The organism is Pseudomonas sp. Pmew2 (assembly GCF_058129885.1).
Genome location: NZ_CM176702.1, coordinates 2,732,948 through 2,745,912 on the forward strand (window position 1 = coordinate 2,732,948; position 12,965 = coordinate 2,745,912).

Here is a 12,965-nt window from a genome sequence, read left to right on the forward strand (position 1 = left end):
CTTCAGGCTGCATCCCGACGGCGCTGGGCCAGCACGTGTTTGGCGCCTTCGATCATCAGCACCACGACGGCCAGCCAGATTGGCAGGTAAGTCAGCCATTCATCGCGGCCGATGCTCTCGCCCAGCAACAGGGCGACGCCGACCAGCAGCACCGGCTCGACATAACTGAGCAACCCGAACAGGCTGAACGGCAGCAACCGGCTGGCAACGATATAACTGACCAGTGCCGAGGCACTGATGACCCCGAGCACGGGAATCAGCAGGTACAGCAGCGGTGCCTGCTGGATGGCTTGTGGATGACCGTTGGCGATAAACCACAGGCCGATGGGTAGCATCAGCAGCATGTCGAACCAGAGCCCGCCGAGGTGGTCGGTCCTGAGCTTGCGACGCAGCACGAAGTAAAGGGGATAGCCGCCCGCGACCAGCAGGGTTTCCCAGGAGAAACTGCCCAGCCTCCACAGCTCATGCGCCACGCCGATCATGGCAAACACCGCAGCGACTTTCTGCAGGTAGGAGAGGTGCTCGCCGTACACGATGCGGCCGGTGAGAATCATGCTCAGCGGCAGCAGGAAATAACCCAGCGACACCTCCAGGCTGCGCCCGTGCAGCGGTGCCCACATGAAGATCAGCAATTGCGCGCCGATCAGCACCGAAGACAGCAGCAGCGCGAAGATCAGCAGCGGTTGCTGCCTGAGCCGGACAGTCACTTCGCGGACTCGCCGCCAGTCTCCGCTGACCAGCATGAACAGCGTCGCGCATGGCACGGTGAGCAGCATGCGCCAGCCGAAGATCTCTTCACCGTCGAGCGGGGTCATCAGTGACGTATAGAAATACATGACCCCGAACAGCGTTGACGCCAGGATCGACAGCACTACACCTTTGGACACGACGGCCTCCGCGACAGCTGATTCGACAGATTGCGCACCTGTCTGGTGCGCGTGGTAGTCAGTCTACTGGCCTGAGGTGCAAAAAGCTGCAAATCGGACGGCCCTTGCACGACGATGGAACGAGCCTCATGCAAGTGCATCAGAGGTTTTGGCTAATCGATCAGCTTTGTTAGGCTGTCGCGCTGGCCGGTGTGACCGTACTCGGCAAATTACAAGGAGCATGCATGACCTCTTTCAGCACCGCAGCCCAGGATGCCAAGGCTCGGGCGGAGCAGTCTTCGACGCGTATCGCGTTTTTCGCCGGTTTCAGTGTCGCCTCTTGGGCGCCGCTGGTGCCTTACGTCAAACAGCGGATGGGCCTTGATGCATAGGAATTTCAAAATGCCTATGCATGAACCTGACGCTGTGAAGGAGGCGTCATGCCTTCATAGCGATGCGTAGGAAGACGCTGATGCGTTACTTATGCAGTGAAAATCCCTATCAATCCGAATTTGTGCAGGTTATTTTACCGCTGAGCCTAGGTGCGGACGCACCTTCCCCCTGTCAGGGCTTCACGTACCTAATCTGCGCGATTGCCTGAGCGTTGAGGACCAGTCCCTGCACCGTCAGCCCGCTGATTGCCGCCGTGTAGACCATCCGCGCGCCACACAGCACGCAGCGGAACGGATCGACGTTTAGAAAGGCTTTGGCCATCTGCACAAAATACAGCTTCGGTGTCGGTCCTGGCGTCGCCATCTTCAATGCTTCATAGACCTTCGGCAGGTATTTCCCACACACCCGATTGGCCAGAAAACCAAAATACCGGATCATCCGGAAATGCTTTTCCGGGATGTGCTGCACCACCCGGCGCAGCATGTCGGCCTGGCTCAGCGTTTCCTGCTGATAGGTCTGCGTGCGGTGATCCAGGTAGGTAAAGCTCAACGTGGCCCCGCAGGTGTAATGCGCCAGACGACTGCCCGAGATCGGCGGTTTTTTCAGGTAGCGGCCCAGGTAATTGACGGTCTTTCGGCCGTTTTCCGTCTTCTTCGACAAGTGGATGTGCCAGTGCTGGCCACCAGCGGTCAGTATCAAACGGCGCCAGTCGCTTTCACAGTGGATGTGGGCCAGCTGCGGCGGCATCGTCAGTTGCGAAAGCGGCTGTCCCAGCAGGTAATCGCGCACCAGCCACATCCAGCGCCGCCGCAGGGCCTCTTTGTGGAACGACAGATTTTTCCAGACGCCCTGCTCATCCAGGCCGCCCGCGGTCACCGACAGGTGGACGTGGGGATGCCAGTTGAGCCGCCGGCCATAGGTGTGCAGCGCACCGAAAATCCCGACGCGCAAACCGCGCCGCTTGGCGGTGTAGATCAGGTTATCGGCCGCCAGACGAAACAGCGCATCGAGCAGCCAGCGGTTGTAGAAGAACAGGGACCACAGCGTGTCGGGCAGCGTGAACACCAGATGCTGCCAGGGGCAGTCGGGCAGACGGTTGTTTTGCACGGCGATCCACTGGTCGGTGGCCTTTTTGCCGCAGGAAGGACAGGCCCGGCAATGGCAGGTGTTGCACAGGTATTTGACGTGCGGGCAATGCTCATTGGCACAGGTGTAGTGTTTGACGCCCAGTATCGAGGTGCCGCAGGCGAGCATTTTGCTGATCGACTCCACTTCGATTTGGCGCAGACCGCCGGCTTCCAGCAAATCTGCCCAGCAGCCGTTGGCCGTGAAGAGGTTTTTGAGCGGTCGAGGTTTGTAAGCAGGCGGTGCAGAGGCCACGTCAGCAGGGCGGCTCCTCATCGTGGTGAATGACGGCGGTGATGGCGAATCCGCCTGGCCCTTCTCTCATCTAAACGCTTACGCAAGAAGCGTCGGGAAACCTGTCGTTCAGATACGTTGTCTGGCAGCAACTACAAAGATCGACATCACCGAAAGGATCGATATCGAAGGAAAAGTCGGTATCGGGCACGAAGGTAGTATGCCCGGCGCGTTGGAGACGGGTCTGCTTTGCCTTGGCTTTTGCCCGGCTCGCCCGTTTACGTTTTTTGGTCTCTGACGCCATGTGTAAGCCTGTGCTGAGGAGGGATCGACTCGATTTCGGCTATGATAACCGATTTCAAAATCCCACAATTTGCAGCCGCAGGCTGCCCAGTTCGCTGATTTCGAACGGCTGATGACCGAGCTGGATCAGCGCTTTCCGGAGCTGGAGATGGAATGCGTATTCGCCGAGCACGGTGATGCCATCAGCCTGGTGCAGTCGGGCAGGGCATCATTGGGGCTGCTGTCGGCGCAAGCCAGCTACCCACCGGAGATCGGTCACGCGACCATCGACGAAAGTGCCGATTTCGGTCTGTTCGTCTCGCATAAACATCCGCTTGCCGCGCTGGAACGGGTCGATTATCAGCAACTGGCGGGTTACCGCGCATTGCGCCTCAACACGCTGGTCGAGCACAGCATCCCCACCGACGACCTGCCCACCAGCGGTCACCGTCATTGGTCAGCGCCCAATTACCTGCTGTTGATGGACATGGCTGCCTTCGGTTTTGGCTGGTCGGCGTTGCCGCGCTGGCTGGTGTCGCGCTATTCGGGCGGGCTGCTCAAAGAGCTGAAAGTCTCGGGCTGGCCGCGTCGCTCGGCGGTCGATGTCATCTGGTCATTCCAGCGCAGCCTGGGGCCAGCAGGTGCATGGCTGCTGGAGTCGCTGGTGCCGTTTGCCGGAGAGTAAACGGATCGGCTCTCATAACCGGCAGTCAGCAGTCGCGGGGCTTGCTGATTTCCAGCTATAAAGCACAGACTTTCAACACTGTCGGGCAGGGTAACGCATGACATTCGACGGGCACTCCGATCCTGTTACACGTGATACCCCGGTGGACGACCGCTACCGAAATACGAAGAACGTGAGGCGCTTCATGACCGGACAATGCGGGCCGTCGTTCAGGTTCGACCGGCCATTCATGGCGTGGATCACTAATGGCGAGCCCAAAAACATGGGCCAGATCGTGGATGAATGGTTGCTTCTGCGAACAGCAGGATCGGAATGAGCTGACGTTGTGTGCTGTTGGAGGGCTGCTCGGCTGGGCTCGCTCTGGCTGTATCGAGAAGCACATACCGCCCTGACTTTCGAAAATCATCGATTTTCGAATGCAAAATGCCATTATTTTTGCAACTGAGCGTTTTTTCTCGTAGCGTGCTCGTGCCGCCCTGCCTGAAGGGAACGCGGCGCAACCCACACCGCAGGTGCCTCCGCCGTGACCCCGACAGATCTACAACATCTCCAGAGCCGATTATCGGCTCTGGAGCAGGAAAACGCCTCGCTTAAAGAGCGCCTGAGCGTCAGTGGTCAGGAGGCCGAAAACGCCCTGGCGCACTCTCAGGAGCGTTATCGTTTTCTGTTCAACGCGATGGATGAAGGCTTTTGCATCATCGAGTTCTTTGACGGCCCGCACGGCCCGTTGAGCTATTACATTCATATTGAAGCCAACCCGGCTTACGAGTATCACGCCGGCATTCCCAATGTGGTGGGCAAGAAGCTGCGCGAGATGGTTCGCGAAGAGGCGGATGGCTGGGTCGAGTTCTACGGCAAGGTATTGCGCACCGGTGAGCCGGTCCGCTTCGAGCGCGAGCTGGTGGCGACCGGGCGCTACCTGGCACTGACCGCGTTCCGCATCGAGCCGGCCAGCCGCAAGCAGGTAGCGGTGTTGTTTCAAGACATCACCGAACGCAAGCGCGCAGAGCTGGCGTTACAGCAGATGAATGAAACGCTGGAGGCTCGTATTGTCGAGGCCGTCGCCGAGCGCAATGTGCTCGCCGATGTCGTCAATGGCACCAATGCATTCATCCATGTCATCGACGCCAATTACCGCTGGATGGCCATCAATGGCTCAGCGCTACGCGAGTTCGAGCGTCTTTTTGGCGTCCGTCCTCAGGTAGGCGACAATATGCTCGACCTGCTGGACGACTGTCCGCAGAGCAAAGCGGGCCTTAAGCAGCGCTGGACGCGGGCGTTGGCAGGCGAGGAGTTTGCCGAAAGCGTCAGCTTCAGCGATTCGAAGGATCCGGCCAGCCACTTCGAAATGCGTTACAGCACGCTTCGCGATGCACAAGGCCAGTCCATTGGCGCGTATCTGTTTGCCTACGACGTCAGCGAACGGTTGCGCGAGCAGGAACGCCTGGCTCAGGCTGAGGATGCCCTGCGCCAGTCGCAGAAGATGGAAGCGGTTGGTCAGTTGACTGGCGGTATCGCCCACGACTTCAACAACCTGCTGACCGGTATCACCGGCTCGCTGGAACTGCTCAAGACGCGCATGAGCCAGGGCCGTTTCACTGAAATAGATCGCTACATAGGGGCTGCGCAGGATGCATCCAAGCGTGCAGCGTCGCTGACTCACCGGCTGCTGGCGTTTTCACGTCGACAGACGCTTGACCCCAAGCCGGTCGATATCAACCGGCTGGTGATCGGGATGGAAGAGCTGATTCGACGTACGGTCGGACCTCACATCACGCTGGAAGTCGTGACCTCAGTCGGGTTGTGGTCGACGTTCATTGACGCCCCGCAACTGGAAAATGCGCTGTTGAACCTGTGTATCAATGCCAGGGATGCCATGCCGCGAGGCGGGCGAATCACCATCGAAACCGCTAACCGGTGGATTGACGAGCGCGGCTCCCAGAGCCGGGATCTGACACCGGGGCAATACCTGTCGCTGTGTGTCAGTGACACCGGTACCGGCATGTCGCCTGAGGTTATCAACCGCGCGTTCGACCCGTTTTTCACCACCAAGCCACTCGGGCAGGGCACGGGTCTGGGATTGTCGATGGTGTACGGTTTTGTGCGCCAGTCCGGTGGGCAGGTGCGTATCTACTCTGAACCTGAGCAGGGCACGACCATGTGCCTGTACCTGCCGCGTCATTACCTTGGGGCTGCGGAAGAGGTCGAGGCTGTCGAGACTTGCGAATCGGCGCCTGCGCAGACCGAGCGTACGGTGATGATTGTCGACGATGAGCCGACCATCCGCATGCTGGTGGCCGAAGTGCTAGAGGATCAGGGGTATATCCCGATCGAGGCGGGCGAGGGCGCGTCTGCGCTGAAGATGCTGGAGTCCGATATGCGTATCGACCTGCTGGTAACCGACGTCGGGTTGCCTGGCGGCATGAACGGTCGGCAACTGGCGGATGCTGCGCGCATCGTTCGACCAGACCTTAAAGTGCTGTTCATCACCGGTTATGCTGAGAACGCCATCATTGGTAACGGCCATCTGGATCCGGGGATGTGGGTGCTCACCAAGCCGTTCACCATGGACGCGTTCGCCAGCCGCATCTACGAAATGATCGAACGCAAGGATTGAGTCCAAAAAACGTCAGCGGGCAGGCAGTGTCTGGAATTCGCCTTTCGACAAGCCCTGCACGTCGTTGCCCATGCTGTCACGGATGGTCAGGTCGGCACCTTGGTCGGTCAACGCCTTGAGCACTTCAGTGCGTTTGAACAGCGCCGCGTACATGGCCGCCGTCTGCCCGGCATTGTTGGTCAGGTTTGGGCCGCAATCGGCCTGAACCAGGTGCTTGGCGATGCTCAGCTCACCCTTGAAAATCGCGCCCATCAGCGCAGTGTTGCCGCGATTGTCCTTGGCGCAAGGGTCAGCACCGGCATTGATCAGGCGTTCCACCGAATCTTCATGGCCGTGATAGGCGGCCAGAATAAGGCCGGTATAGCCCTGTTCGTCACGCACGTTGAGGTCGTAATGGGCTTCGATGAAGGTGTCCAGCATCGGGTTGTTACCTTCACGGGACGCGTCGAAAAACAGCGTGCGCAACTGGCTGGCGGTCTGTTCAGCGGTCAGTTCGGAAGCGGGTGCCGGGGCGGGTGGGGTTGCGTTTGCGGCTGCAGCAAACAGCAGCAAGGCATAGATCAGATTTTTCACAGGCGTTCTCCTGGCTGGAACCGCCCCGGCGTCGTGAACGCCGGAGCGGGACATCAGATCATCAGTCTTTGAGGCTTGCAGCCAGCGACTTGACCTTGCTCAGATCGCCCTTGGCGACTTCGGTTACCCGAGTGCCGTAGTCCGGATCTGCCTTGTACAGGAACGACAGCATAATGTTCTTGCTTTCGGTGTCGGTGTCAGCCAGCGACTCGCCAAAGCTCTGCACCAGGTCGGTCTTCTCTTTAGGGCTGTAGGAGCGATACAGATCACCCGCCTGCTTGAAGTTCTGCTCACGCGTAATCTTCGCCTGCTGGGTGGTGCCGCTGATCGGCAGTTCGCTGTAGCGCGCTTTTTCGTCGGCTGGACGTGGCTCCAGACGGCTCGGCTCATAGTTGACGCCGCTGGTGGTGTGACCGGTATTCAGAGCACCGTCCTGATTACCGTTGTTCACCGCAACCTTGGGCTGGTTGACCGGCAGGCTCAGACCATTCGCGCCCAGGCGATACATCTGGGTGTCGGCGTAGGAGAACACACGGCCTTGCAGCAGACGGTCCTCGGAAGGCTCGATACCAGGAACCAGGTTAGCCGGGGCCATTGCGACCTGTTCGGTTTCCTGGAAGAAGTTGTCGACGTTCTTGTTCAAGACCATCTGACCGATTTTCTTCTCAGGGACATCAGGCCAGATCTTGGTGGCGTCCAGAGGGTCGAAGTCGAATTTCGACAGCTCTTCAGGCTTCAGGACCTGAACGTACAAGTCCCATTTCGGGAAATCGCCTTTTTTGATGGCACCGACCAGATCGTTGGTCAGATGGCTGTAGTCCTTGGACTGGACCTGAGCGACTTCTTTCGGATCAAGGTTCTTGATGCCTTGCAGGGTCTTCCAGTGGAACTTGACGTAGTGCACTTCGCCTTTGGCATTCACCAGTTTGTAGGCGTGTACGCCGTTGCCGTCCATGAAGCGATAGCCTGCAGGCGTACCCTCATTTGAATACAGCAGTGTCAGCGTACGGGTGGCTTCTGGAACATGCGAGAAGAAGTCAAAGCGACGCGAATCGTTGTCCAGGTTGGTACGCGGGTCAGGCTTGAAGGCGTGGACCATGTCCGGGAACTTGATGGCGTCACGGATGAAGAAGGTTGGAAAGTTGTTGCCTACCAGGTCCCAGTTACCGTCTGCCGTGTAGAACTTGGTGGCGAAGCCGTGTGGGTCGCGCAGGGTTTCAGGCGAGTGGTTGCCATGGACAACGGAGGAAAAGCGCACGAAGACCGGGGTTTTTTCGCCCGATTTGAACACCGTGGCCTTGCTCAGATCGCTGATATCGGCCGATGCGGTGAACTCACCTTTGACACCCGTGCCGCGAGCGTGGACCACGCGCTCCGGAATACGCTCGCGATCAAAGCGCTGCAGCTTTTGCAACAGCTGCACATCTTGCAGCAGGACAGGCCCTTGGGCGCCTGCAGTCTGAGAGTTCTGATTGTCGCCGACGACGGCACCATTGTCGCGAGTCAGGGTGTCTGCTGCATAGGCGGTCGGAACAGTAACGAGACCGACTGCAGTCAGACACACCATATGTCTGGACCAGTTTAATAACGGCATTTTGAATCCCTCATATTTTTAGTAGGCCGGTATATCTTAGGCGCGCGGGGGCAGGGGGGTGATTATAAAAATATATCGGGGTGATTAAGATAAATACTGAGAGGGGAGAGGAACCGAGTAAAAACTTTCACAATTAGTTGAATAATTTCCTTGGCTATGAGGAAGGCGGGCTGCAGGTGAACGTATAAAAAATCATGGTTTTAGTTATTTATAGTCATGAAATTAAAGGATTTTTTATTAAATGTTGGTGTTAATAAAAGGCACGTTTAATCACGCTGTTCAAGGTTAATAGCAATCATTATCATTTTGAAAGCTCGTCAATAATAAAGTGCTGGCGTCCCGGTGTGGAACGATCGTGCAACTAAATAATGTGACATTCAAGATTGCTGGCTTTTTGATATTGTCTTCTGCGGTCGTCGTATAAGTTACAACTAAGTTATCCTGCGGCAAAGTGACATTATCGGTTTTGAAAGCGTTGACGCGCTATCATGTGGCCACACCTTGTGCAGCCACGCCGCGTTTAATGGAGCCGCTCGTCTCATGCCCACCATCATGTTGCTACAAACCCCGCCACCGGAGTTCATCCGTAGCCAGATCCAGCAGATGGTCGTGGACTACGTGACCGACATCAGCATGGTAGCCATTGCGCCGAGCAATCCGCTGTACAACCTGTATCAGTATGGCGTGGGGTATGAGGTGCATCTCTACCTGAACGCCATGGACGGCTCGCAAAACCTGGCGGTCGAACTGATCGTCGCGCTGGACGATGAGGACCCGGAAACCGTATTGGGGTTTTTACTGTACCTGCCTGTGCAAGATGATCCACAGGCTTGTGCCGTGGCCTATATGGCGGTGCGCGAAAGCCATCGTCGCCAAGGCATTGCACGCTCGATGCTGAGTAAAATGGTCGGTCGCTACCCTCACGCAGAGCTGTATTGCGTGGTGGGCAAAGTGGCGTATTTCGAAGCGCTGGGCTTCCAGGTCCTGGGCGCACGCGGGCCGCAGGTCATCATGAACACGTTGGATCACGGAACGGATGGCCTGCTTGCGGTCATGGACATCGCTCCGATCTACAGCTCGGTGGAAGTGCGTCAGATTCATGCGTACCTGCTCAAACAGCACGGCAAGAGAGCGATGGTCGATGCAGAGAAGCAGCGTGACCGTCATCTCGACCGTATGACCCGGGATGCCAGGGCGTTCGCCGAGCAGCGTCTTGAAAACCCTGGCGTGCCGGAAGGTGTTGCGCAAGCGTCAAGGCTGCACTGACAGCCAGGGTGTCGCGCAGGCAGACCTGTATTGATAGACGGAAGTAGTCGCACAAGCGCAATTTATCAAAAAAGTGGGGAGTGCGTTGGAACGATCCAAATGGAGTGAAGTCACTATGACATCACGACTATTTGGTCACTCTCAGGCACGGATGTCGCACCTCATTCAGCAACAGGTAAGCCCCATGAATTTCCTGCGTCAGTCCAAGTTTTCGACCAAGCTTCTTTCGGCATTCATTGTTTGTGAACTGATCACACTGACCGTTGGCGGCCTGGGCATGGTCGGGGTTACCCGCTTGGGCAACGCGCTTGAGCTTACCTTTTCCAACAACCTTGTTTCTGTCAGCAACACTAATGAAACGCTGACCAGCCTCACCGCTCACAACCGTGGACTGTACCGTTTGCTGGATGCGCAGGATGGCGGTGTTCCTGAAGCCGACAAGGAACGTGTTCGACAGGCGTTGAGCGAAGATCTGGCTCGCGCACAGAGGATATTCGCGATTTACCGTGCCACGCCGCTGGAAGATGACGAGCGTGCCGCCGGTGACCAGTTTGAGCTGATGATGCCCGACTACGTTGCCGGAGCCCAGCAGGTTGTCGATCTGATCAAGGCCGGTGATTACGACGCTGCCCGCACCCGACTGAACACACTGTCTTCGGAAGGCTTTACCAAGGTGCGCAGCTATTTGCGCACTATGATCGATTCCAACAACCGTCAGATCAAAGAGGGTGCTGCGGCTGCTGCCGATCTGCGGAATTCTTCGGTGATGATGCTTGAAATCGGCGTAGTCATCGCCTTTCTGGTGGCAATCATGTTGGGGCTGTTGATCACCCGCATGATTACCCGGCCGTTGGCGGTCGCGGTAGCAAGTGCTCAGCGCATTGCCGGTGGCGACCTGATCCAACCGATTGTTTCTGATCGTGGCGATGAGGCCGGACAACTGCTGGACGCACTGTCCGACATGCAGACCGGTCTGAAAAATACCATTCAACAAATTGCCAGTGCTTCAGACCAGTTAGCCTCTGCTGCCGAAGAATTGAGCGCCGTTACCGATGAAAGCACCCGCGGACTGACTCGCCAGAACGACGAAATCCAGCAGGCTGCGACTGCCGTGAATCAGATGACTGCTGCCGTGGAAGAAGTGGCGCGTAATGCGGTGTCGACGTCCGAGGCGTCGAAGGCTGCAACCGATGATGCAGTCGATGGACGTGGTCAGGTGGATCATACGGTCAAGGGCATCACCACCATGGTGCACGAGATCACCGAGTCCACCGGCGCTGTATCAGAACTGGCCGGGCATGTGCGGGAGATCAGCAAGGTGCTGGACGTGATTCGCAGTATCGCCGAACAGACCAACCTGCTGGCGCTGAATGCCGCCATCGAAGCCGCGCGTGCCGGCGAACAGGGTCGTGGTTTTGCGGTGGTGGCTGATGAGGTTCGTGCCCTGGCACACCGTACCCAGGCCTCGACAGTGGAAATCGAAGGCATGATCAGCACCGTGCAGTCCGGAGCCGATGGCGCCGTTGCTGCGATGGGCAAGAGCCTGTCACTGGCCACCAACACTCAGGAGCTGGCGCTGCGTGCCGGTGCCGCGCTGGAAAAAATCACCCTGGGTGTGGCGACCATCAACGAGCGCAACCTGGTCATTGCTTCGGCTTCCGAAGAGCAGGCCCAGGTCGCCCGCGAGGTGGACCGCAACCTGATCAACATTCAGGACCTTTCGACCCAGAGCGCCGCAGGTGCCAACCAGACCAGCGCTTCGAGCCAGGAACTGTCGCGACTGGCCACCTCGTTCAATTCGCTGGTCGCCACCTTCAAGCTTTGAGTCGTCTCGCCAAATTACTGTCTGGCGCACGTCTTTGCCTTTTCGGTGGCTAATTTCCGCACTGACATGAAAAAGGCGTTGCGCCCGACCGGGTCATTTCGCGCATCATAGGCGGACTCAGCCCGAGAGAGACTTTTCATGCCTGTCATTTTCAACACCCTGCGCCTGTCGCTCCCGAGAGTATCGTTATCATTTGTGGCCGTGCTGTGCTGTGGAATCTTTGCCAGTGCTGCGTTGGCCAGCGACGATACGCAACTGATCGAATCCATCAACGCCTATCGTGGTCAGGCACAGCGCTGTGGCGAGCAGGTATCCATGGAACTGCCGCCACTGACCAGTGATGCACGTCTGGTGCTGCCCGCCAGTGGCAATCTGGACCTGCAACAGGCGCTGACGCGTGCCTCCTATCCAATGGTCACTGTGCAGGCGATCAGTCTGTCCGGCCCAAATGACGCTGACTCGGCACTTAAAGCGGTGCTGGAGAGTTTTTGCCGAGTAGTGCTGGACCCGCAATTTGTCGACATCGGGGTTAGCCGGCAGGGGCGAGACTGGCGCATTGTCCTGGCACGCTCGCTGGTGGCTTCGCGTCTTGGCGATTGGCAGGTAGAAGGGCAAAAAATTCTGGAAATGGTCAATAACGCCCGTACCCAGGCGCGTCAGTGCGGAACGCAATCCTTCGCTGCTACCACGCCTCTGGTCTGGAACGCTGTTCTGGGCAGTGCCGCACAACGTCATTCGCAGGCAATGGCTAATCAGAACTTTTTTGACCACAAGGATCGCGACGGTCGTACGCCTGGCGATCGGGCCGAACTTGCTGGCTATATAGGCCAGCAGGTCGGTGAGAACATCGCTGCAGGCCAGGACAGCGCGCGCAAGGTGGTGGATGGCTGGCTGCTGAGCCCCGGCCACTGCGCCAACCTGATGAGTCCTGATTTCCGCGAGTTGGGAGCAGCCTACGCGATGGACCCGAAAAGTGACGCAGGAATTTACTGGACGGCGATGTTCGGCACGCAGCAGTAGCGCCTGCTGCTGCCTTGAACCGGTGGGTTTAAAAGCGGAATGCCTGACGGCCGATGAGCAGCCATTGTCCATTCTGCTTTTGCCAGATCTGGAAGTTCTCGATTTCGGTCGGCACAACCTTGCCGCTATTCACTGCCTGTGCCGAGAAATGATTGCGCACCAGGGCGGTGTCGTCGGAAAGAATGATTTTCTGATTGAGCATCTTCAGTTCGTTAAAGGCGCTCTTGCCGGTCTCGATGTCTGCGATGAACGCTTTCTTGTCCTGAATGGTGCCGCTGGAGTGTCCATACGTGAGGTTGTCGGCGGTCAGCGCATTGAGTTGCTTTATGTCCTTGTGCCACATGGCTTGCGTGAGCTTGTATACCGCCTCGGCAACATCAGTCTCGTCAGAAGTTGCCGCAGCGGCGTAGCCGGTAAACAGGCACAGAAACGCCATTAGCAGTGTCAGCTTTTTCATGTTCATCCCTTTTTCTTGTCGTTATTGA

The 12,965-nt window shown here is 57.7% G+C and carries 10 protein-coding genes and 2 pseudogenes; 7 read left to right on the plus strand and 5 right to left on the minus strand.

The features are described 5' to 3' along the window. Positions 1 to 2 precede the first annotated feature (2 nt). A complete protein-coding gene (gene rarD / locus AC4ANK_RS12480; RefSeq protein ID WP_002554179.1) occupies positions 3 to 887 on the minus strand; it encodes an EamA family transporter RarD in 885 nt (294 codons plus the stop codon). A 224-nt stretch (positions 888 to 1,111) separates the two neighbouring features. Between rarD and AC4ANK_RS12485 the strand changes: the two are divergent. Beyond that, a pseudogene (locus AC4ANK_RS12485) lies at positions 1,112 to 1,252 on the plus strand (MFS transporter); the annotation flags it as partial. A 178-nt stretch (positions 1,253 to 1,430) separates the two neighbouring features. Here AC4ANK_RS12485 and AC4ANK_RS12490 read toward each other — a convergent pair. Next, complete coding sequence (locus AC4ANK_RS12490; protein WP_460382836.1) at positions 1,431 to 2,660, minus strand: IS91 family transposase; 1,230 nt, start codon at positions 2,658 to 2,660, stop codon at positions 1,431 to 1,433. 343 nt (positions 2,661 to 3,003) lie between these two features. Here AC4ANK_RS12490 and AC4ANK_RS12495 point away from each other — a divergent pair. The 3 genes and pseudogenes from AC4ANK_RS12495 to AC4ANK_RS12505 form a co-directional block, all read left to right on the plus strand. After that, a pseudogene (locus tag AC4ANK_RS12495) lies at positions 3,004 to 3,585 on the plus strand (substrate-binding domain-containing protein); the annotation flags it as partial. Between the two features lie 97 nt (positions 3,586 to 3,682). Beyond that, on the plus strand, positions 3,683 to 3,901 hold the full coding sequence (locus AC4ANK_RS12500) for a DUF6434 domain-containing protein (protein ID WP_002554174.1): 219 nt from the start codon (positions 3,683 to 3,685) through the stop codon (positions 3,899 to 3,901). Positions 3,902 to 4,108: 207 nt separating this feature from the next. Next, on the plus strand, positions 4,109 to 6,202 hold the full coding sequence (locus tag AC4ANK_RS12505) for a hybrid sensor histidine kinase/response regulator (RefSeq protein ID WP_460382833.1): 2,094 nt from the start codon (positions 4,109 to 4,111) through the stop codon (positions 6,200 to 6,202). A 12-nt stretch (positions 6,203 to 6,214) separates the two neighbouring features. Here the strand turns inward: AC4ANK_RS12505 and AC4ANK_RS12510 are convergent, their stop codons facing one another. Both AC4ANK_RS12510 and katB read right to left on the minus strand, forming a co-directional pair. Further along, positions 6,215 to 6,775 carry an ankyrin repeat domain-containing protein gene (locus tag AC4ANK_RS12510; protein WP_002554172.1) on the minus strand — a complete coding sequence of 187 codons (561 nt, stop codon included), beginning with the start codon at positions 6,773 to 6,775 and terminating at the stop codon, positions 6,215 to 6,217. A 61-nt stretch (positions 6,776 to 6,836) separates the two neighbouring features. Continuing rightward, entirely contained in the window at positions 6,837 to 8,342 is a 1,506-nt protein-coding gene (gene katB, locus AC4ANK_RS12515) for a catalase KatB (protein WP_004665787.1), read from the minus strand. 567 nt (positions 8,343 to 8,909) lie between these two features. On the opposite strand from katB, the gene AC4ANK_RS12520 reads away from it, so the two are divergent. The 3 genes from AC4ANK_RS12520 to AC4ANK_RS12530 all read left to right on the plus strand — a co-directional run bounded on the left by AC4ANK_RS12520 (position 8,910) and on the right by AC4ANK_RS12530 (position 12,480). Continuing rightward, positions 8,910 to 9,635, plus strand: a complete 726-nt coding sequence (locus AC4ANK_RS12520; protein WP_002554170.1) for a GNAT family N-acetyltransferase — start codon at positions 8,910 to 8,912, stop codon at positions 9,633 to 9,635. 184 nt (positions 9,636 to 9,819) lie between these two features. Then, positions 9,820 to 11,460, plus strand: coding sequence for a methyl-accepting chemotaxis protein (locus AC4ANK_RS12525; protein ID WP_460382830.1), 1,641 nt, complete (start codon positions 9,820 to 9,822; stop codon positions 11,458 to 11,460). A gap of 138 nt (positions 11,461 to 11,598) precedes the next feature. Further along, complete coding sequence (locus AC4ANK_RS12530; protein WP_002554168.1) at positions 11,599 to 12,480, plus strand: CAP domain-containing protein; 882 nt, start codon at positions 11,599 to 11,601, stop codon at positions 12,478 to 12,480. A 28-nt stretch (positions 12,481 to 12,508) separates the two neighbouring features. Here AC4ANK_RS12530 and AC4ANK_RS12535 read toward each other — a convergent pair whose 3' ends face one another. Beyond that, a complete protein-coding gene (locus tag AC4ANK_RS12535) occupies positions 12,509 to 12,937 on the minus strand; it encodes a nuclear transport factor 2 family protein (protein ID WP_002554167.1) in 429 nt (142 codons plus the stop codon). Positions 12,938 to 12,965 lie beyond the last annotated feature (28 nt).

Coding starts and splice junctions, on each gene's coding strand:
- katB (WP_004665787.1), bottom strand. CDS start 8,342: ATGGTGTGTCTGACTGCAGTCGGTCTCGTTACTGTTCCGACCGCCTAT.
- AC4ANK_RS12490 (WP_460382836.1), bottom strand. CDS start 2,660: ATGAGGAGCCGCCCTGCTGACGTGGCCTCTGCACCGCCTGCTTACAAA.
- AC4ANK_RS12525 (WP_460382830.1), top strand. CDS start 9,820: ATGAATTTCCTGCGTCAGTCCAAGTTTTCGACCAAGCTTCTTTCGGCA.
- AC4ANK_RS12500 (WP_002554174.1), top strand. CDS start 3,683: ATGACATTCGACGGGCACTCCGATCCTGTTACACGTGATACCCCGGTG.
- AC4ANK_RS12520 (WP_002554170.1), top strand. CDS start 8,910: ATGCCCACCATCATGTTGCTACAAACCCCGCCACCGGAGTTCATCCGT.
- AC4ANK_RS12535 (WP_002554167.1), bottom strand. CDS start 12,937: ATGAAAAAGCTGACACTGCTAATGGCGTTTCTGTGCCTGTTTACCGGC.
- AC4ANK_RS12530 (WP_002554168.1), top strand. CDS start 11,599: ATGCCTGTCATTTTCAACACCCTGCGCCTGTCGCTCCCGAGAGTATCG.